The following is an 18480-nucleotide window of genomic DNA, read 5'->3' on the forward strand; positions in this document are numbered from 1 at the left end:
GCGGTTTCGGCGAGGATCGCCAGCAATGCCCCTGTGGTTCCCACAGGGGCAAGGGCTGTCAGCGGTTGATCTGTATCTCCACGCGGCGGTTCAACGCACGCCCTTCAGCGGTTTTATTGTCTGCTACCGGATGGCTTTGACCCGCGCCAGTCACCGACACAAAATTGCTGCGGGGCACACCGGAACTGATCAAGTAGTCAGTGACCGAGTGGGCGCGTTTTTCCGAGAGCTTCTGGTTGTAGGCTTCTTTACCGACGCTGTCGGTATGCCCACTGACTCGCAGTTGCGCATTCGGGGCTTCTTTTTTCAGGCGAGTGGCGATGGTGTCGAGTTTGGTTTTGTCCGCCGCCGTGAGCTTGGCCGAATCGAACTGGAAGTGCACATCACGAATCACGATGGTTTCTTCCTTGACCACAACGACCTCTTCAACAACAACCGCTGGTGGTGCAGGTGGGCAACCATTAGCATCGACCTGCACGCCTTTAGGTGTGCCCGGGCACTTGTCGCGGCTGTCCGGCACGCCGTCGCCGTCTTCGTCGCCATCGCCGTGCACCCAGCAATAGGCACCCGCCATACCGCCAACCAATAGCGCGCCATAGCCCGCGTAGGCCGAGCTTTTGGTCGCGCCAATTGCCGCACCGGTCACACCGCCAACCGCAGCACAGGTGGGCCAATCGGTTTTTTGCAAGCCTGCGCAACCTGTCAATACTCCGGTTAGCAGAACCAAGGGTAGAGCTGTCCGCATAATGCTCATCTGATTTCTCCTGAGGGTATCGGCGGGGGCCGATGGGTGGAGTAAAGACGGCTCCTTTCATCTGCGCCACTACGCCACACCCCCGTATTCATTGAGGATGGCCGTACGAGTCGGACATTTCGCAGTTGCCCGCTCTAGGCCCGCACGCTCAGCCGCGCTAGTCTCTACGGTCTTGATGTGAGGATCTCTGATGACCGCCGGTATTTCTTCCCGTACACCGCAGCAAGCCCTGGCCGCCTTGCTTGATCTGCACCAGCCAAAACGCCTGCTGCTGTTGGGTGCCAGTCAGTTTCCGGCGCTGGAAGCCTTTCAAGCCGAACACCCTGACACCCAGGTCGCCATTGCCCCGCCCGGGCCGTTGTCGGCGGAGTTGGCGGCACAGCGCTTTGATCTGGCGCTGGTGGTCGATTGCCTGGAGCACCTGTCAAAACCGCAAGGCCTGACCCTGCTCGGCGGCATCCGCAACCTCAACGCCAGCCGCATTGCGGTATTGGTGGACCTGAGCGCGTGCGGCTGGAAGGACACCGATTTCTTCTCCCTGGCCCTGCAAGCCGGCGAGCGCTTCCAGCGCGATGAGCAGGTTCTGACGCTGTTTACCTATGATCTGCTTGACTATAAACAGGTGCCGGACTGGCTCAACGCCCGCTTCTGGGCCAACCCGGAAAACTTCGGAAAGTATTGGTGGTAACCCAATGAGTACATCCATTTGCCCCTGCGGCAGTGGCAACCTGCTGGATGCCTGCTGCGGTCATTATCACGCCGGTCACCCCGCGCCCTGTGCCAGCGCGCTGATGCGTTCGCGCTACAGCGCCTACGTGTTGGGCCTGGTGGACTATCTGGTGGCTACCACGTTGCCGGCGCAGCAAGCGGGCCTGGACCGCGACGCCATCGGCGCCTGGAGCGCCCAGAGCACTTGGCTCGGCCTTGAGGTGGAAAGCTCTGAGGTGTTCGGCGGCCAACCGGAACATGCGTTCGTGACGTTTACCGCGCGCTGGCACGACAGCACCGGAGAACACAGCCACCGTGAGCAGTCTTCTTTCGTACAAAACGAGGGACGCTGGTACTTCATCGACCCGACCGTGGAGGTGAAGGCCGGGCGCAATGATGTATGTTTGTGCGGCAGCGGGCAGAAGTTCAAGAAGTGCTGCTCCAGCTACCTCTAGTAATCACCTGACAGGGATAACGCCATGCTTCGGATTTACAGCTTGATGCTGGCGTTGACTCTGGGGCTGACCGGTTGCGCCTCCTGGTTCGAGGACGATTCTCCCCCGCCCCACGTCTCCCTGGTGAAAGTCGAAGTAGTACGGGCCAAGTTGCTGGAGCAAAAATTCAAACTGTACTTTCGCGTGGACAACCGCGACGCCGCCGACCTGACCGTGCGCGGCCTGATCTACAAAGTCACCCTGGGCAATTTTGTACTGACTGAGGGCGAGTCCAACGAATGGCTCACCGTACCACCGCGCAGCCATGCTTTTTTCAGGGTAACGGTGCGCACCAACCTCTGGCCGCAGATACGCGATGTGGTGCAGATGCTGAAAAAACCCGACAAGCCCGTGCCGTACCGCCTTGAAGGCGAGTTGAAAACCGGATTATTCATCGGTAATGACGTGCAGGTGAACCACAATGGCGAGATAATCCCCGGCGATTTTATTCCGGAGCGACATCGATGACTCAGCAACCCCATGTCCATGGTCCTGACTGCAACCACGATCACGATCACCATGATCACGACCACGGCCATGTCCACGGCCCGAACTGCGGCCACGCTCACCAGGAGCCAGTGCGCAATGCCCTGAAGGACGTTGGTCGCAACGATCCATGCCCGTGCGGCAGTGAGAAGAAATTCAAGAAGTGCCACGGGGCGTAAGCCACGCTGAATATCTAAATGTGGGAGCGAGCAAGCCCGCTCCCACATTGGATCGCATTTCAAATCAGAGCTTGCGTTGAAATAACAACTCCACTTCCAGGCCCCCGCCCTCCCGATTACTCAAACTCAACCGCCCTTCATGCGCCCTGGCGATGGTATGCGCAATGCTCAACCCCAACCCATACCCGCCCGTCTGCGTATTGCGTGAACCTTCTACCCGGTAGAACGGCTCCATCACCTGCTCCAGTTGTTCCTGGGGAATCCCCGGGCCACGGTCGCTGATGACGATTTTCAAAAAATCCGCCTGATCCTCGACCCGCACTACCACCTCACAGCCATAACGCACCGCGTTTTCCAGCAGGTTCTGCACACAGCGCTTGAGGCTGCGGGCGTACCCCGGCAACGGCTGCCTGGCCCGGCCAACGATGGTCACGGTTTGACCCACATCCTCCAGATCCGCCTGCAAGCTTTGCAGCAAGGCATTGATGTCAATGTTCTGCCGCGTCTCGTTGATTTCGCCACTGCTCACAAAATCCAGGGTGCTGGACACCATGTGTTCCATTTCTTCAAGATCACTGCGAAACCGCTCTTTGGTGCGGTTGTCTTCAAGCATCTCGGTACGCAGGCGCAGCCGTGTGATTGGAGAGCGCAGGTCGTGGGAAATGGCTGCGAGAAAGCGTGTGCGCTCGGCAATGTTGGCGATCAGCCGTTGCTGCATCGCGTTGAACGCCTGGGCGGCGCGGCGCACTTCCGTGGGACCATCTTCCGATAACGGCGGGCGCTGGATGTCGCGCCCCAGGGCTTCGGCGGCCTTGGCCAGGGCATTCAGCGGGCGAATTGCCAGGCGTACCGCCACCAGGGCGATCACCACCAGCACCAACACCCGTAGTAAATAAATGCGCATCACGTAGTCGAACAGCAAATCCAGCGGCGAGGTGCTGGTCCAGCCCTGCTCTTCACTCGCATCCACCTGCAACCAACGCCCATCGGGCAAGCGCAGGTCGATCAGGAACTGCCCCACCACCGGCTTGGAACCGAGCAAGGTCGACAGCCCGGCGGTTTGCCCTTCGCCATCCACCAGCGACAGGCGCAGCAGGATCAAGGTTTGCGCGTAGCCGGTTTTCTCCGACAACACCTTCTTGATCAGTCCTTCGGTGGGCCGGTCGCTGTCGGTGAGGGTGCTGGGCGTGCTGCTGGCCTGGTCGCTCAAGGTCAGCTGAAAGTGCGGCGTATTGAGCAGTTTGATCAACTGGTCAGCCTGCTGCGGGTCGCTGTGCACCAGACGCACCACGTCCGCCAGCCGTGTGGCGATCAACCGCGCGGGGATTTCCAGCACCTGGCCATGGCGCCGGTCGTACCAGATGCTGCTAGTCAGGGCCTGGGCCGCAAGCATGCCGCTGACCAAAATCAGCACCAGCCGCCCGAACAACGAACGCGGCAGCAGTCTCACGACCCCAGCACCACGTCATCGGCGGTGAGCATGTAGCCCTCGTTGCGCACGGTCTTGATCAACCCCGGTGGCAATTGCGAACGCAGGCGACTGACGCACACATCGATGGAGCGGTCGAATGGCGTGCTGTCCTTGTCGAAGACATGGTTGAGCAGAAAATCGCGGCTCAGAGGGCGATTGGGGTGCTGCAACAACAGGCGCAACACGCGGTAATCCGAGTTGCCCAGGCTGACCACAACGCCTTCCGGGGTCAGTAATTGCCGCGCCCGCGTGTCGAGTTGCCAACCGGCGAAGCGAATACTCGGCGCCTCGTCCAACCTCGCGCGGTCGGGGAAGCTCTGTACCCGACGCAACACCACCTTGATCCGTACCAACAACTCCCGCGGGTCGAAGGGCTTGGGCAGGTAATCATCCGCGCCGATTTCCAGGCCGACGATGCGGTCGATCAACGAGCCTTTGGCAGTGAGCATCACCACCGGCGTGTTGGAACTCACGCGCAGTTCGCGGCAAAGGCTCAGGCCGTCTTCGCCGGGCAGCATCAGGTCGAGGACGATCAAATCGATGACATTCAGCGCCAGGCGGCGACGCATTTCCTTGCCATCGGCGGCGGTGGATACCTGAAAGCCGGCGTCGCTAAGGTAGTCACAGAGCAGTTGGCGAATTTGCGGGTCGTCATCGACGATCAGCAGGTGGTCTTGCTTGGCCATGGGCATTCGAACCTAAAACTCAAAACGCAGGAGATAGCCGAAAGTTCAGCCAGCAGTGCGCGCAAATGTAATGGAATGTTGTAGGAAACGATAATCACGCATCAGCGATACAAAGCCGAGGTATGGCCTGGGAAATCGCTCTTTAGACTACCGAACCTAAATGAGAGTAATTGTAATTTAGACTCGGATCACTGCCCATGTCATTGCCCACACCTCACCGCCACACGCTGAACAGTACCCTGGCGCCGATGTTCGGTTTGCTGGCCGCCGGCAGCGTTGCGCCGAATGCCTGGGCCGATACGCCTGCGGCCACGTCCAATGATTCGGTGCTGAGCCTGCCGGAAATCAAGGTCGACGGCGAAGCTACTTCAACCTTCAAGGTCGACCGGGTGACCTCCGCCAAAATCAGCCAGCCGCTGCTGGATGCGCCGCAAAGTGTGACCATCGTGCCGCAACAGGTGCTCAAGGAGCAAAACGCGCAAACCCTGCAGGAAGTGTTGCGCAACGTGCCGGGCATCACGTTTATGTCCGGTGAAGGCAATTTGGGCTGGGGCGATCTGTTTTCGATCCGCGGGTTTTCTTCCGAACAAAGCCTGACCGTCGACGGCGTGCGCGATGCCGGCATGTCCACCCGCACCGACACCTTCAACCTGCAACAGGCCGAAGTGTTCAAGGGCACCGGCTCCATCGAGTCAGGGGTTTCCGCCGTGGGCGGCAGCGTCAACCTGGTCAGCAAGGAAGCACACCTGGGTGATGCCAACAAAGTCTCCGCCGGGATCGGCACCGACAGCTACCGCCGCCTCACCGCCGACCTGAACAAACAAATCAACGACACCACCGCCGTACGCATCAACCTGATGAAGCACTACAACCAGGTGGCCGACCGCGACGACGTGGACTACGACCGCTGGGGCATTGCCACCTCTTTCGGGTTCGGCCTGGGCACCGACACACGGTTTTTCGTCGACACCTTCTACCAGAAAGACACCAACACCCCGGACGGCGGCGTGCCGATTCAGCGCGGCACCCACGGCGACCGCATGCCCGGCGTAAAGCGTTCGAACTGGTACGGCGACTCCAGCCTCTACACCCAACAGAACGAAACCACCTCGCTGACTGCGCGCGTCGAACATGACTTCGATTGGAACCAAGCCACTCTGCGCAACCAGACCCGCTGGGAACGCAGCGACAACTTTGCCGTGCTCTCCCCCGCGCGCTTCTTCGCCGCCAACGCCAATGGCCAGAAAACCTGCACCGGCACCCGCTGTGCGACCCTTGGCTACACCGGTGCAGGCCCGATCAGCAAAGTGCCGGGCAGCACGGTAAATGCCTACGCCGATTACGTGAACAACAGCAACACCGGTTACGGCATCTTGCGTGGCAGCGACTTCGGCTTGTCCAAGCGCTACACCATTCTGGATAACCAAACCGACTTCAGTTTTCAGTTCAACACCGGCAGCCTGCAACATGCCGTCGTCTCGGGCCTTGAGTTCTACCACGAGACCTACGGCGGCCTGAAACGCAATGCCGAAGTGCCGGCCGGTGACATGTTCTTCGACATGAGCGACCCAAGCCACAGCTTCGCCAGCACCTACGTCACCAAAGGCGAAGGCGACCCGCGCTCGGTGATCGACAACGCAGGCGTCTATGCGGGCGACACCGTCACCCTCAACGAACAATGGCAAGTCCTGGGCTCGCTGCGTTACGACCACTGGCGTGCCCAGACCAGCCAGCGTGGCCAATCCACCATCAGCAGCACCGACGGCGCGGTCAGCGGTCGGGTCGGCGCGGTGTTCAAGCCGTTGCCGAACGGCAGTATCTACGTGTCCTACAGCGAAGCGGCGCAACCGTCAGCCCTCGGCGCGTCCACCAACAACCAAATCTACGGCGCAGCGAGCACCAGCAACTACAGCCCGGCCAAATCGAAAACCTATGAAATAGGCACCAAGTGGGACATTGCCCACGACATGCTCAACGTCACGGCGGCGATCTTCCGCACCGAACTGGACAACGCCTGGGAATACCAGGACGGCGAATCGGCACCGGTGCGCGCCCTGCCCGCCAAGCGTGTGGACGGCATCGAACTCGGCCTGCAAGGCAACATCACTCCGCGCTGGACCGCCTACGCCGGTTTCTCGGCACTCAAAAGCACCCAGACCAAGGGCATCAATAAAGGCGCCGAAGCCAAGAACGTCCCCGACCTGACCGCCAACCTGTGGACCACTTACGCCGTTACCGACGCCCTGAGCCTGAGCTACGGCGAGCAATACGTCGGCCGCCGCCGCTACAGCGACAACAAATACGTCGGTGGCTTGAACAACAACAGCAGCTACGCCAACGGCCCGTCCGGGGTGAACGCGATTTACGTGCGCGACAACGAAAAGGCCCCAGGTTACTGGCTGAGCAACGTCGCGGCGCAATACAAGGTGAACAAGGACACCACGGTCAACCTCAACCTCAACAATGTGTTCAACACGTTCTATTACAGCCAGGTCGGCGCGTCCCTCGACGGCTTCCAGCTTTACGGCATCCCTGGCGCCGGGCGCACCCTGACGGCCAGTGTCGATTACGAATTCTGAATCCCCCTCATTAGGAGCCTTTGCCATGCGCAAATCCCGTCACCTGCTCAAGCTCGGCGTGCTGTTCGCCGCGCTGGTACTCGGCCACGCGGAAACCGCCGCCGCCCACGAAGTCACCGACGTGCTGGGCCGCAAGGTCGAGATCACCGACCACGTCAAGCGTGTGGTGCTCGGCGAAGGCCGGTTGATTTCGGCGTTTGCCTTGCTCGACAAAGACGCGCCATTCCAGCGCATCGTTGGCTGGCAGAACGATTTAAAGCTGCTGGATCAGCACACCTACAACGCCTATGTGGCGAAATTTCCGACGGTGAAAGACATCCCCTTGATCGGGCAAGCGTCGGAACAAAGCGTCAGCGCCGAGGAGATTCTCTCACTGAAACCTGACCTGGCTGTGTTCAGTATTTCCGGCCATGGCCCGACCGAACACAGCCCGGTCGCTGACGTGCTGGCCAAGGCCGGCATCCCGGTGTTGTTCGTCGACTTGCGCATCAACCCCGTGCACGGCACCCACACCAGCATGCAGGCGCTGGGTGAGGCATTGGGTCGTGAAACCCAGGCCAAGGCGTTCCTGGATTTCTATGACCAGCACATCAAGGTCATCACCGACGCCGTTGCCACGTTGCCCGCGGGCCCACGCCCGAGCGTGTTCCTTGAGCTACTGGCCGGGGCCTGGCAGGCGCCGGGCCACACCACCGGTAAAAGCGGCCTGGGTGAAGTGATCAAGCTGGTCGGCGGGCGCAATATCGCCGCCGATGTGGTGCCGGGGGCGCTGGGGGATATCAGTGTCGAATACGCACTGAAGGCTGATCCGGATGTGTACGTGGCCACCGGTAACCACAAACCAGGCCTGATCCTGGGCGCTGGCGTCAGCACCGATGAAGCCCGCGAAGCGTTTGATCGGGTGTTGGCGCGCCCGGAATTCGCCAACCTTCGTGCAATCCGCGAAGGCAATGCCCACGGCCTGTGGCATGACTTCTACAACTCGCCGTACAACCTGCTGGCGATTGAAGCGCTGGCCAAGTGGGTACATCCGGAGCTGTTTGCCAAGCTTGACCCAAAGGCGACCATGGAGCAGATCAACCAGCAGTTCCTGGGGATGCCGTTGCAGGGTGCTTATTGGATCGATAGCAAGAAATGACCACTCAAACCCTCGACCTCGCCAGCGCCACTCAAGGCTACCGTCGCCTGCTGGCGCGGCGTGCCTGGCTGCTCGCCTTACTCGGCACGGCACTGGTCTGCGCCATTTTGGTAGACCTGGCCAGCGGCCCGTCAGGCATGGGCTTGCTGGCCTTGCTCGACGGGATATTGCACCCGTCCCACCTGAGCGCCACCGATCAGGTGATCATCTGGAACGTGCGCCTGCCCTACACGTTGATGGCGGTGCTGGTGGGCTGTGCACTGTCACTGGCCGGGGCCGAGATGCAGGCGATCCTGAATAACCCATTGGCCAGCCCGTTTACCTTGGGCGTGTCGTCAGCGGCGGCGCTGGGCGCGTCCTTGGTGATCGTGTTTCCGGTAACAACGCTGTGGGTATCGGCCAACACCGCGATTTCGATCTCGGCCTTCATCTTCGCGGCGGCCTCGGTATTTTTGCTGCAAGCCATGTCGCGTCTACGAGGCGCAGGGGTGGAAAGTCTGGTCTTGTTCGGCATCGCGTTGGTGTTCAGTTGCAACGCAGTGGTGGCCTTATTGCAACTGGTCGCTACCGAAGATGTGTTGCAACAACTGGTGTTCTGGACCCTGGGCAGCGTGACCCGGGCCAATTGGGACAAGCTCGGCATCCTGGCATTGGTGGTCGCGGTGGTGATGCCGTTTTCCTTCACCGCTGCACCGCGCCTGACCCTGTTGCGCATGGGTGAAGACCGCGCACAAAGCTTTGGCGTGGACGTGAAGCGCCTGCGATTTTTCTCGTTGCTGCGCATCAGCCTGCTGTCGGCCACCGCCGTGGCGTTTGTAGGCACGATCGGATTTATCGGTCTGGTCGGTCCGCATATCGCACGGATTCTGGTGGGCGAAGACCAACGCTTCCTGCTACCCGCCAGCGCCTTGACCGGCGCGTTGCTGCTCTCGCTGTCGTCGATCGCCAGCAAGCTGATCATGCCCGGCGTGATAGTTCCGGTGGGCATCGTCACTGCGCTGGTGGGCGTGCCGATTTTCGTGGTGCTGGTGTTCAAACGTGGGAGGCAGTTATGAGTGAAGGTTTAACCGTACAGAACGCTCAGGTGAGTTATGGCCGTCGGCAAATTGTGCATGACCTGACCTTACCCACCCTGCCCCACGGCAGCCTGACCGCCTTGATCGGCCCCAACGGTGCGGGCAAGTCGACCTTGCTGCGCGCCGTGGCCGGGCTGGAAAAGATGCAAGGTGTTGTGCGATTGGGTGACCTGGACCTGTCGGCCATGTCCGTCGCCGAGCGTGCGCGCCGCGTCACCTATATGCCGCAAAATCTGCCGCCGGGCCTGAGCCTCAGCGTGATGGAAAGCGTGATCGCCGCCTTGCGCGTGGCGAATGTCGATGGCATTCCCTTATCCAGCGACGCTTGCCTGCGTGAAGCGTTCCAAGCATTGCAACGCATCGGCATTGCTCACTTGGCCGATCAATTGTTAAGCACGCTGTCAGGTGGGCAACGTCAATTGGTCAGCCTCGCCCAACTGATCGCGCGCCGCCCCCAAGTGATGTTGCTGGACGAACCCACCAGCGCCCTCGACCTCAATTACCAGTTGAAAGTCATGGACTGTGTGCGTGGGCTTGTACGTGAACACAATCTGATCGCCGTGGTGGTGCTGCACGACATCAACCTCGCCGCGCGCTTCGCCGACCACATCGCCGTACTGCGCCAGGGCCGGTTATACGCCAGCGGTGCCGCAGATGATGTGCTCGACCCGGCGCTGTTTGCCAAGGTGTATGGCGTGCAGGTGCGGATCGAGCGCTGCTCTAAACACAGCCTGCAAGTGCTGGTAGACGGCGTAGCAGCTGTCGAGCCCTAGCGAGACTGCGTCGGGGGCGCCGCGGTTTTGGATCTTGAAAGCGGCGGTGAATCCAACGCAGCCTCGCCGGGGCTCGACAACTGCTACGGGCATATCGATAGACGCAAATATTTCATTGAATTTTCGTCATTGGAACATCACCTATACCTACAGGCATTCGCTCAAGCATCACCACTTTTGGAGAGCTTCATGATCGACCTGTACTACTGGACTACCCCTAACGGTCACAAAGTATCGCTGTTCCTGGAAGAAGCCGGTCTACCCTACGAGGTGCACCCGATCAACATCGGCCAGGGCGACCAGTTCAAGCCGGACTTCCTGAAGATCGCTCCCAACAACCGCATTCCGGCCATCGTCGATCAGAACCCGACCGACGGCGGCGCGCCGATTTCGCTGTTTGAATCGGGCGCAATCCTGCTGTACCTCGCAGAAAAAACTGGCAAGTTCATTCCACAAGACCTACGCGAGCGTCAGGAAACGCTGCAATGGTTGTTTTGGCAAATGGGCGGGCTGGGGCCGATGGCGGGTCAGAATCATCACTTCAGTCAGTTTGCCCAAGAGAAAATCCCCTACGCGATCAAGCGTTACGTCGACGAAACCGCCCGTCTATACGGTGTGCTGGACCGCCGCCTGGTGGATCGTCCGTTCGTGGCCGGCGAGGCATACAGCATTGCCGACATGGCCATCTACCCGTGGATTGCTTCCCACGAAAAGCAGAGCCAACGGCTGGAAGATTTCCCACACGTTCATCGCTGGTTCAACAGCATCAAGCAGCGGCCGGCGACGGTTCGGGCTTATGAATGGGTACAAAAAGTGAATCCGCCAAAATCCTGATCTGAAGTCGTACGCGGTCAAAATATGGGAGCGGGCTTGCTCGCCCCCACATTGATCTCCACCTGACTTAAAGATCTCAAGCAATTGCTAAAACTCCTGCTTGCGTCGTTTCACCGCGCTCACTAACGTAGCGCCTTTACTGACGCTACCCCCGCAGGAGCTTTGCCATGGCCTCGCCAGCCCTCTCACATTTTCTTCCCCGGTTCGGCGTTGCCGCGGCAGTGGCCAGTGCATTAAGCCTGGCCGGTTGTCAGCTCCAGAGCACCCAGGACACCCTGCCTCCCGTTTCCGGCGTACAGCCGATCAAAGGCCTGGCACAGAATGTTTCGGTACGCCGCAATGCCCAAGGCATGCCGCTGATCGAAAGCAACACCTTCCATGACGCGCTGTTCAGCCTGGGTTATGTACACGCCAGCGACCGCATCACTCAGATGGTCACCTTGCGCCTGCTGGCCCAGGGCCGTCTGGCCGAAATGTCCGGGGCTGAGGTGCTGGACGTCGACCGCTTCATGCGTGCGGTCAACCTTAAGAAAAGCGCCGGCGAGCTGTATAACGCTTCGTCGCCGCGCCTCAAGCGCTTCTTTGAAGTGTATGCCCGTGGCGTCAACGCCTACTTGTACCGCTACCGCGACAAGCTGCCGCCGGACTTGGCCCAGACCGGCTACAAACCCGAGTACTGGAAGCCGGAAGACTCGGCACTGCTGTTCTGCCTGCTGAATTTCAGCGAGTCGAGCAACCTGCAGGAGGAGCTGTCGTCTCTGGTGCTGGCGCAAAAGGTCGGTGTCGACAAACTCGCCTGGCTCACTCCGAGCGCGCCTGACGAGCCAATTCCCGTGGCCGAAGCCGAAAAGCTCAAAGGCGTGAACCTGAGCCAGATCACCGGCCTCGCCGGGCTGGACACGGTCAGCCAGCAACTGAGCAGCCTTAACGCACTGGCGGTGACCACCTCCAGCAACTGGGCCATCGGCCCACAACGCAGCCGCAGCGGCAAAAGCCTGCTGGCCAATGACATCTCCGCCCAGCCGCAAGCGCCGTCGCCTTGGAACTACGTGCAAATCCGCGCGCCGAAATATCAGGCCGTCGGTGCCTCGATTGCCGGCCTGCCGACGCTGTTGTCCGGTTTCAACGGCAAAGTGGCGTGGAGCATGAGTTCGGTCAAGGGCGATACCCAGGACCTGTTCCTCGAAAAGGTCAAACGCCAGGGCAGTGCGTTGTACTACGAGAACAACGGCAAATGGCTACCGGCCACTGTGCGTAACGAAACCTACTTTGCCAAAGGTCAGCGGCCACTTCGCGAAGTGGTGTACGAAACTCGCCATGGAGCCCTGCTCAACAGCAGCCAGGCCCTGACTACCGGCTTCGGCTTGGCGTTGCAAACCGCCGACTTCAAAGACGACAAGAGCCTGGATGCGTTCTTCGACCTGTCGCGAGCGCAAAACGCCGGCAAGGCCTCAGACGCAACCCGGGAAATCCGTGCCATTGCACTGAACATGATCTTCGCCGACGCCAGCAACATCGGCTGGCAAGTCACCGGCCGTTTCCCCAACCGCCGCGAAGGTGAAGGCTTGCTGCCCTCGCCGGGCTGGGATGCGCGCTTTGACTGGGACGGCTACGCCGACGCGATGCTGCATCCATACGATCAGGACCCGGTCCAAGGCTGGATCGGCACTGCCAACCAGCGCACCGCGCCGCGTGGCTATGGCATGCAGTTATCCAACTCCTGGGATGCGCCGGAGCGCAGTGAGCGCCTGGCGCAACTGGCCAATGCCGGCAAGCATGACAGCCGTAGCATGATCGCCATGCAGTACGACCAGACCACCACGTTTGCCGCCAAGCTCAAGACCATGTTCCAGGCACCGGGCATGGCTCAGCCGCTGAAACAGGCGATTGACGCGCTGCCAACGGCTGATCGGGCCAAGGCACGCGAAGCGCTGGATCGCCTGATGGCCTTTGACGGCCGCCTGGCACCCACCTCCGCCGACGCGGCGATCTACGAGCTGTTCCTGCAGGAAAGCGCCAAGCAGATCTTTCTCGACAAACTGGGCCCGGAAAACAGCGCCAGTTGGAAAGCCTTTGTCAGCAACGCAGGCCTGTCCTACTCGGCCACCGCTGACCACTTGCTGGGCCGCGAAGACAGCCCGTTCTGGGATGACACCCGCACGCCGCAGAAAGAAGACAAACCAGCGATCCTTGCCCGCAGCCTCGCCGCCGCGATCACCGCGGGCGACAGTCAGTTGGGTGGCGATCACAAGGCCTGGCAGTGGGGCAAACTGCACACAACCACGTGGAAGAACACCAATGGCCAGGTGATTCGTGGTCCGTTTGCGAGTGGCGGCGACCACAACACCCTGAACCCGGCGCCGTATAGCTGGGGCCAGAGCTTCAACACCACCCAAATGCCGGCGCTGCGCATGATCGTCGACTTCGGCCAGGCAGAACCGATGATGGGCCAGGGAGGCATCGGCCAGTCCGGCAACCCGGCCAGCCCGAACTATGCGAATGGCATCGACCCGTCGCTCAAGGCGCAATACCTGAGCTTCCCGATGCAACCGCAGAACTTTGACAAGGCGTATGGGAAAACCAGGCTGACCCTGACGCCTGGCAAGTAACCCGGTTTCCCCTGAAGAAACCGGATCAAAATGTGGGAGGGGCGGTGCGAGCAAGTCGAATCGTCGCAACGCCTCTCCCACGGTTGATCTCCATTTGACCCAAAATAGTGCTCGGAAATTTCGACGCCCATTTTCGGGCATCTCCTACACTCAGAACTCCCTCTCCCTACCTTTTAAAACAATCATTCGGAACTATGGTGCAGAAATTGCTACTTGTGATCCGTCTGACACCGTTCAGTAACAGTCCTAAACGCGCCACAAGCGCTTATCTTGGTTTCCAGGGATTACATAATGAAAAAAGCATTGCTGACCCTTTCTGCACTGGCTCTGTGCATGGCTGCTGGTGTTGCTACAGCCAAGGAATACAAGGAGTTGCGTTTTGGTGTTGATCCTTCCTACGCGCCGTTCGAATCCAAGGCCGCCGACGGCAGCCTGGTAGGCTTCGACATCGACCTGGGCAATGCGATCTGCGCCGAGCTTAAGGTCAAGTGCAAGTGGGTTGAAAGTGACTTTGACGGCATGATTCCAGGCCTCAACGCCAACAAATTTGATGGCGTAATTTCCTCGATGACCGTGACCGAAGCCCGTGAAAAGGCGATCGACTTCTCCAGCGAGCTGTTCTCCGGCCCTACATCCCTGGTGTTCAAAAAAGGCGCGAACTACTCCACGCCTGAGTCCCTCAAGGGCAAATCCGTGGGCTACGAGCAAGGCACCATCCAGGAAGCCTACGCCAAGGCTGTGCTGGACAAAGCCGGTGTGACCACCAAGGCCTACGCCAACCAGGACCAGGTTTACGCCGACCTGACTTCCGGCCGTCTCGACGCTTCGGTGCAGGACATGCTGCAAGCCGAACTGGGCTTCTTGAAGTCGCCAGCGGGCGCTGGCTACGAAGTCAGCAAGCCCATCAACGACCCATTGCTGCCGGCCAAAACTGCGGTCGGTATCAAAAAAGGTAACAAAGACCTCAAGGCCTTACTCGATAAAGGTATCAAAGCGTTACACGATGATGGCACCTACGCCACCATCCAGAAGAAACACTTCGGCGATCTGAACCTGTACAGCGGTAAATAACACCCTGGCGCCCACCTGTTTCAGGTGGGCGCTTTTTTATCGCCATAGGTCCTGAATTCATGTTTGAAGATCTTTTACAAACCCTGGGGCTGAGTGCCTTCAGTTTGAAGGGGTTCGGCCCACTGTTGCTGCAAGGTACGTGGATGACCGTGAAGTTGTCGGTCGCCTCCTTGGCCGTCAGCGTCCTGCTGGGCCTGCTGGGTGCCAGCGCCAAACTATCCAGCGTGCGCCTCTTGCGTATCCCCGCCCAGCTCTACACCACCTTGATTCGCGGCGTGCCCGACCTGGTGCTGATGCTGCTGATTTTCTACAGCCTGCAAATCTGGCTGACCAGTTTTACCGACTTCATGGAATGGGACTACATCGAAATCGACCCATTCAGCGCCGGGGTGATCACCCTGGGTTTTATCTACGGCGCCTACTTCACCGAGACTTTTCGTGGCGCGATCCTCGCAGTCCCCCGCGGCCAGCTGGAAGCTGCAACCGCCTACGGGCTCAAGCGCGGGCAGCGGTTTCGCTACGTGACCTTCCCACAGATGATGCGCTTTGCCCTGCCAGGCATCGGTAACAACTGGATGGTGATGCTCAAGGCCACCGCCCTGGTGTCGATCATCGGCCTGGCGGACCTGGTCAAGGCTGCTCAGGATGCAGGTAAGAGCACCTATCAACTGTTCTATTTCCTGGTGCTCGCCGCGCTGATCTACCTGTTGATCACCAGCGCGTCCAACTTCGTCCTGCGTCGGCTTGAACGTCGCTACTCCGCTGGGTCCAGGGAGGCCGTGCGATGATCGAACTTCTGCAGCAATACTGGCGACCCTTCCTTTATAGCGACGGCCAGCACATCACCGGGCTGGCCATGACCATGTGGCTGCTCAGCGCCTCGCTGGTGTTCGGCTTTCTGGTATCGATCCCGCTGTCCATCGCCCGCGTTTCGCGCAAGCGCCTGGTGCGCTGGCCGGTGCAGTTCTACACCTACCTGTTTCGTGGCACGCCGCTCTATATCCAGTTGCTGATCTGCTACACCGGGATCTACAGCATCGCGGCAGTACGGGCGCAGCCGGTGTTGGATGCGTTCTTTCGCGATGCGATGAACTGCACCATCCTTGCCTTCGCCCTCAACACCTGTGCCTACACCACCGAGATCTTCGCCGGTTCGATCCGCAGCATGGCCCATGGCGAAGTCGAAGCGGCCAAGGCCTATGGCCTCAGCGGCTGGAAGTTGTATGCCTATGTGATCATGCCGTCGGCGTTGCGCCGCTCGTTGCCCTACTACAGCAACGAGGTGATCCTGATGCTGCACTCGACCACGGTGGCCTTTACCGCGACGGTGCCCGATATTCTCAAGATTGCCCGGGACGCTAACTCGGCGACCTACATGACCTTTCAATCATTTGGTATCGCCGCACTGATATACCTGACCGTGACCTTCACCCTGGTCGGTCTGTTTCGTCTGGCGGAGCGCCGCTGGCTGGCCTTCCTCGGGCCGAGCCACTAAGGAGTTTGTATGCGTCATCAGGTTCATGAACTGATCGCGCCAGTGCCAGGAACGGCGCGGCAGATTCACAGTTTCCACTTCGGCCCGGAACAGGCTCAAGGCAAGATCTACATCCAGTCATCACTGCATGCCGACGAGCTTCCGGGCATGTTGGTGGCCTGGCACCTCAAGGTGCGCCTGGCGCAACTGGCGGCGGCCGGGCGCCTGCGCAGCGAGATCGTGCTGGTGCCCATCGCCAACCCGGTGGGCCTGGAGCAAGTGTTGATGGATATTCCCTTGGGCCGCTATGAGCTGGAAAGCGGGCAGAACTTCAATCGCCTGTTTGTCGACCTCAGTGAAGAGGTGGGAGACCAGATCGAGGCCTTGCTGGGGGACGACCCGCAGCACAACGTCGAGTTAATCCGAACCGCCCTGGCCACTGCCCTGGCCGCGCAAACTGCCGAGACCCAGCTGCAATCCCAACGCCTGGTGCTACAACGCCTGGCCTGCGATGCCGACATCGTGCTGGACCTGCATTGCGACTTCGAAGCCGTGGCGCACCTGTACACCACACCCGAGGCCTGGCCGCAGGTGGAACCACTGGCGCGTTACATCGGCTCGGAAGCCAACTTGCTCGCCACCGACTCCGGCGGCCAATCCTTCGATGAGTGTTTCACTCTGGTGTGGTGGCAGTTGCAGCAACGCTTCGGCGAGCGATTCCCGATTCCCATGGGCAGCTTTTCGGTGACCGTCGAACTGCGCGGTCAAGGCGACGTCAACCACGGCCTGGCCAGCCTCGACTGCCAGGCAATCATCGATTATCTGATCCACTTCGGCGCCATTGCCGGCGACATTGCACCACTGCCCGAGCTGCCCTACCCGGCCACTCCGCTGGCAGGCGTCGAACCGGTAACCACGCCGGTCGGCGGCTTACTGGTGTTCAGCGCCCTGCCCGGTGAATACCTGGAGGCCGGGCAACTGATCGCCGAAATCATCGACCCTATTACTGACCGCGTAACGCCCGTGCATTGTAAAAACGCCGGCCTGCTTTACGCCCGTTCGCTACGGCGCATGGCCACTGCCGGAATGGTGATCAGCCATGTCGCAGGCACTGAAGCCTACCGCAGCGGCTACCTACTTTCGCCTTGAGGATGCACGCCCCATGTACAAACTGACCGTTGAAGGCCTGCATAAGAGCTATGGCGACAATGAAGTGCTCAAAGGTGTTTCGCTCAAGGCCAAAACCGGTGACGTGATCAGCCTGATCGGCGCCAGCGGCTCGGGCAAAAGCACCTTTTTGCGCTGCATCAATTTTCTGGAAACCCCTAACGACGGCGCCATGACCCTGGACGGCCAACAAATCCGCATGGTCAGCGACCGCCACGGCATGCGCGTGGCCGACGACGCCGAGCTGCAACGACTGCGCACGCGGCTGGCGATGGTATTCCAGCATTTCAACTTGTGGAGCCATATGAGCGTGCTGGAAAACATCACCATGGCGCCGCGCCGAGTGCTGGGATGCAGCAAAAAGGACGCCGAAGACCGTGCCCGTCGCTATCTGGATAAAGTGGGCTTGCCGGCGCGTGTGGCTGACCAATACCCGGCGTTCCTGTCCGGTGGTCAGCAACAACGCGTGGCCATCGCCCGTGCTTTGGCGATGGAGCCTGAGGTGATGCTGTTCGATGAGCCCACTTCTGCCCTCGACCCGGAACTGGTCGGTGAGGTGTTGAAGGTGATCCAGGGGCTGGCCGAGGAAGGCCGCACCATGATCATGGTGACGCACGAGATGAGCTTTGCACGTAAGGTGTCGAGCCAGGTGCTGTTCCTGCACAAGGGCCTGGTGGAAGAGCAAGGCGCGCCGGAGGATGTGTTAGGCAATCCGAAGAGCGAGCGCTTGCAGCAGTTCCTGAGCGGCAATTTGAAGTAAGCCTTTACGACGTCTGGAGGGCCTCAGGAATGGGGCCTCCAGAGCGTTAGCCAACCCCTGACGTCGCGAAAAATGGTGTGCCGCCAGGGCAGGAAGCCGTTTGCCTTGCAGAAAGGCGTATGAGCTTGCTGTCGGCATTTTGCGTATTTACAGGGGGATATTTCAGTGGAGCGCAACAGCGATCAGGAAATATGGCCAGCTCAGCGAGCGACTGGCCATAT

At 60.1% G+C, this 18480-nt stretch carries 18 protein-coding genes; 15 read left to right on the top strand and 3 right to left on the bottom strand.

Going from position 1 to position 18480, the window contains the following annotated elements; translation table 11 throughout:
* Positions 1-58 precede the first annotated feature (58 nt).
* Positions 59-754: a PA1041 family peptidoglycan-binding anchor lipoprotein gene (locus BFL40_RS30390; RefSeq protein WP_071487413.1), complete on the bottom strand. Its 696-nt coding sequence runs from the start codon at positions 752-754 to the stop codon at positions 59-61.
* 190 nt (positions 755-944) lie between these two features.
* On the opposite strand from BFL40_RS30390, the gene BFL40_RS30395 reads away from it, so the two are divergent.
* From BFL40_RS30395 to BFL40_RS33470, 4 genes are read left to right on the top strand one after another with little or no spacing between them, the layout of a single operon-like run.
* Entirely contained in the window at positions 945-1442 is a 498-nt protein-coding gene (locus BFL40_RS30395) for a DUF6231 family protein (RefSeq protein WP_071487414.1), read from the top strand.
* A 4-nt stretch (positions 1443-1446) separates the two neighbouring features.
* Positions 1447-1917 carry a YchJ family protein gene (locus tag BFL40_RS30400; protein WP_071487415.1) on the top strand — a complete coding sequence of 157 codons (471 nt, stop codon included), beginning with the start codon at positions 1447-1449 and terminating at the stop codon, positions 1915-1917.
* A gap of 24 nt (positions 1918-1941) precedes the next feature.
* Entirely contained in the window at positions 1942-2424 is a 483-nt protein-coding gene (locus BFL40_RS30405) for an LEA/WHy family protein (RefSeq protein WP_071487416.1), read from the top strand.
* Positions 2421-2621 carry an SEC-C metal-binding domain-containing protein gene (locus BFL40_RS33470; RefSeq protein WP_003189235.1) on the top strand — a complete coding sequence of 67 codons (201 nt, stop codon included), beginning with the start codon at positions 2421-2423 and terminating at the stop codon, positions 2619-2621. The genes BFL40_RS30405 and BFL40_RS33470 overlap by 4 nt, the downstream gene beginning before the upstream one ends.
* Positions 2622-2685: 64 nt before the next feature.
* Here BFL40_RS33470 and BFL40_RS30410 read toward each other — a convergent pair whose 3' ends face one another.
* Both BFL40_RS30410 and BFL40_RS30415 read right to left on the bottom strand, forming a co-directional pair.
* Positions 2686-4071 carry an ATP-binding protein gene (locus BFL40_RS30410; protein WP_071487417.1) on the bottom strand — a complete coding sequence of 462 codons (1386 nt, stop codon included), beginning with the start codon at positions 4069-4071 and terminating at the stop codon, positions 2686-2688.
* On the bottom strand, positions 4068-4778 hold the full coding sequence (locus BFL40_RS30415) for a response regulator (protein WP_071487601.1): 711 nt from the start codon (positions 4776-4778) through the stop codon (positions 4068-4070). Before BFL40_RS30415 ends, BFL40_RS30410 begins: the two co-directional genes overlap by 4 nt.
* 197 nt (positions 4779-4975) lie before the next feature.
* On the opposite strand from BFL40_RS30415, the gene BFL40_RS30420 reads away from it, so the two are divergent.
* From BFL40_RS30420 to BFL40_RS30470, 11 genes are all read left to right on the top strand, one after another.
* Positions 4976-7357 (top strand): TonB-dependent receptor, encoded by a 2382-nt coding sequence (locus BFL40_RS30420; protein ID WP_071487418.1) that lies wholly within the window; start codon positions 4976-4978, stop codon positions 7355-7357.
* A 25-nt stretch (positions 7358-7382) separates the two neighbouring features.
* Positions 7383-8495, top strand: coding sequence for an ABC transporter substrate-binding protein (locus BFL40_RS30425; RefSeq protein ID WP_071487419.1), 1113 nt, complete (start codon positions 7383-7385; stop codon positions 8493-8495).
* Positions 8492-9550: a FecCD family ABC transporter permease gene (locus BFL40_RS30430; RefSeq protein WP_071487420.1), complete on the top strand. Its 1059-nt coding sequence runs from the start codon at positions 8492-8494 to the stop codon at positions 9548-9550. The genes BFL40_RS30425 and BFL40_RS30430 overlap by 4 nt, the downstream gene beginning before the upstream one ends.
* Entirely contained in the window at positions 9547-10344 is a 798-nt protein-coding gene (locus BFL40_RS30435) for an ABC transporter ATP-binding protein (RefSeq protein WP_071487421.1), read from the top strand. The genes BFL40_RS30430 and BFL40_RS30435 overlap by 4 nt, the downstream gene beginning before the upstream one ends.
* Before the next feature lie 189 nt (positions 10345-10533).
* Positions 10534-11178, top strand: a complete 645-nt coding sequence (locus BFL40_RS30440) for a glutathione binding-like protein (RefSeq protein WP_071487422.1) — start codon at positions 10534-10536, stop codon at positions 11176-11178.
* Positions 11179-11345: 167 nt separating this feature from the next.
* A complete protein-coding gene (locus tag BFL40_RS30445; RefSeq protein WP_071487423.1) occupies positions 11346-13787 on the top strand; it encodes a penicillin acylase family protein in 2442 nt (813 codons plus the stop codon).
* 291 nt (positions 13788-14078) lie between these two features.
* The gene (locus tag BFL40_RS30450) at positions 14079-14858 is read left to right on the top strand and encodes a transporter substrate-binding domain-containing protein (protein WP_071487424.1); all 780 of its coding nucleotides are present in this window, start codon (positions 14079-14081) and stop codon (positions 14856-14858) included.
* A 59-nt stretch (positions 14859-14917) separates the two neighbouring features.
* Entirely contained in the window at positions 14918-15646 is a 729-nt protein-coding gene (locus BFL40_RS30455) for an ABC transporter permease (RefSeq protein WP_071487425.1), read from the top strand.
* Entirely contained in the window at positions 15643-16353 is a 711-nt protein-coding gene (locus BFL40_RS30460) for an ABC transporter permease (protein ID WP_071487426.1), read from the top strand. The genes BFL40_RS30455 and BFL40_RS30460 overlap by 4 nt, the downstream gene beginning before the upstream one ends.
* A gap of 9 nt (positions 16354-16362) precedes the next feature.
* A complete protein-coding gene (locus BFL40_RS30465; RefSeq protein ID WP_071487427.1) occupies positions 16363-17481 on the top strand; it encodes a succinylglutamate desuccinylase/aspartoacylase family protein in 1119 nt (372 codons plus the stop codon).
* Between the two features lie 13 nt (positions 17482-17494).
* Positions 17495-18259 carry an ABC transporter ATP-binding protein gene (locus BFL40_RS30470; RefSeq protein WP_060754065.1) on the top strand — a complete coding sequence of 255 codons (765 nt, stop codon included), beginning with the start codon at positions 17495-17497 and terminating at the stop codon, positions 18257-18259.
* Positions 18260-18480: the final 221 nt, after the last annotated feature.

It is taken from the genome of Pseudomonas costantinii, from assembly GCF_001870435.1.
GTDB lineage: Bacteria > Pseudomonadota > Gammaproteobacteria > Pseudomonadales > Pseudomonadaceae > Aquipseudomonas > Aquipseudomonas costantinii.

Excerpts from the sequence above, each read along its gene's own strand:
- BFL40_RS30390 (WP_071487413.1), bottom strand. The coding sequence starts at position 754 with ATGAGCATTATGCGGACAGCTCTACCCTTGGTTCTGCTAACCGGAGTA.
- BFL40_RS30395 (WP_071487414.1), top strand. The coding sequence starts at position 945 with ATGACCGCCGGTATTTCTTCCCGTACACCGCAGCAAGCCCTGGCCGCC.
- BFL40_RS30400 (WP_071487415.1), top strand. The coding sequence starts at position 1,447 with ATGAGTACATCCATTTGCCCCTGCGGCAGTGGCAACCTGCTGGATGCC.
- BFL40_RS30405 (WP_071487416.1), top strand. The coding sequence starts at position 1,942 with ATGCTTCGGATTTACAGCTTGATGCTGGCGTTGACTCTGGGGCTGACC.
- BFL40_RS33470 (WP_003189235.1), top strand. The coding sequence starts at position 2,421 with ATGACTCAGCAACCCCATGTCCATGGTCCTGACTGCAACCACGATCAC.
- BFL40_RS30415 (WP_071487601.1), bottom strand. The coding sequence starts at position 4,778 with ATGGCCAAGCAAGACCACCTGCTGATCGTCGATGACGACCCGCAAATT.
- BFL40_RS30420 (WP_071487418.1), top strand. The coding sequence starts at position 4,976 with ATGTCATTGCCCACACCTCACCGCCACACGCTGAACAGTACCCTGGCG.
- BFL40_RS30425 (WP_071487419.1), top strand. The coding sequence starts at position 7,383 with ATGCGCAAATCCCGTCACCTGCTCAAGCTCGGCGTGCTGTTCGCCGCG.
- BFL40_RS30430 (WP_071487420.1), top strand. The coding sequence starts at position 8,492 with ATGACCACTCAAACCCTCGACCTCGCCAGCGCCACTCAAGGCTACCGT.
- BFL40_RS30435 (WP_071487421.1), top strand. The coding sequence starts at position 9,547 with ATGAGTGAAGGTTTAACCGTACAGAACGCTCAGGTGAGTTATGGCCGT.
- BFL40_RS30440 (WP_071487422.1), top strand. The coding sequence starts at position 10,534 with ATGATCGACCTGTACTACTGGACTACCCCTAACGGTCACAAAGTATCG.
- BFL40_RS30445 (WP_071487423.1), top strand. The coding sequence starts at position 11,346 with ATGGCCTCGCCAGCCCTCTCACATTTTCTTCCCCGGTTCGGCGTTGCC.
- BFL40_RS30450 (WP_071487424.1), top strand. The coding sequence starts at position 14,079 with ATGAAAAAAGCATTGCTGACCCTTTCTGCACTGGCTCTGTGCATGGCT.
- BFL40_RS30455 (WP_071487425.1), top strand. The coding sequence starts at position 14,918 with ATGTTTGAAGATCTTTTACAAACCCTGGGGCTGAGTGCCTTCAGTTTG.
- BFL40_RS30460 (WP_071487426.1), top strand. The coding sequence starts at position 15,643 with ATGATCGAACTTCTGCAGCAATACTGGCGACCCTTCCTTTATAGCGAC.
- BFL40_RS30465 (WP_071487427.1), top strand. The coding sequence starts at position 16,363 with ATGCGTCATCAGGTTCATGAACTGATCGCGCCAGTGCCAGGAACGGCG.
- BFL40_RS30470 (WP_060754065.1), top strand. The coding sequence starts at position 17,495 with ATGTACAAACTGACCGTTGAAGGCCTGCATAAGAGCTATGGCGACAAT.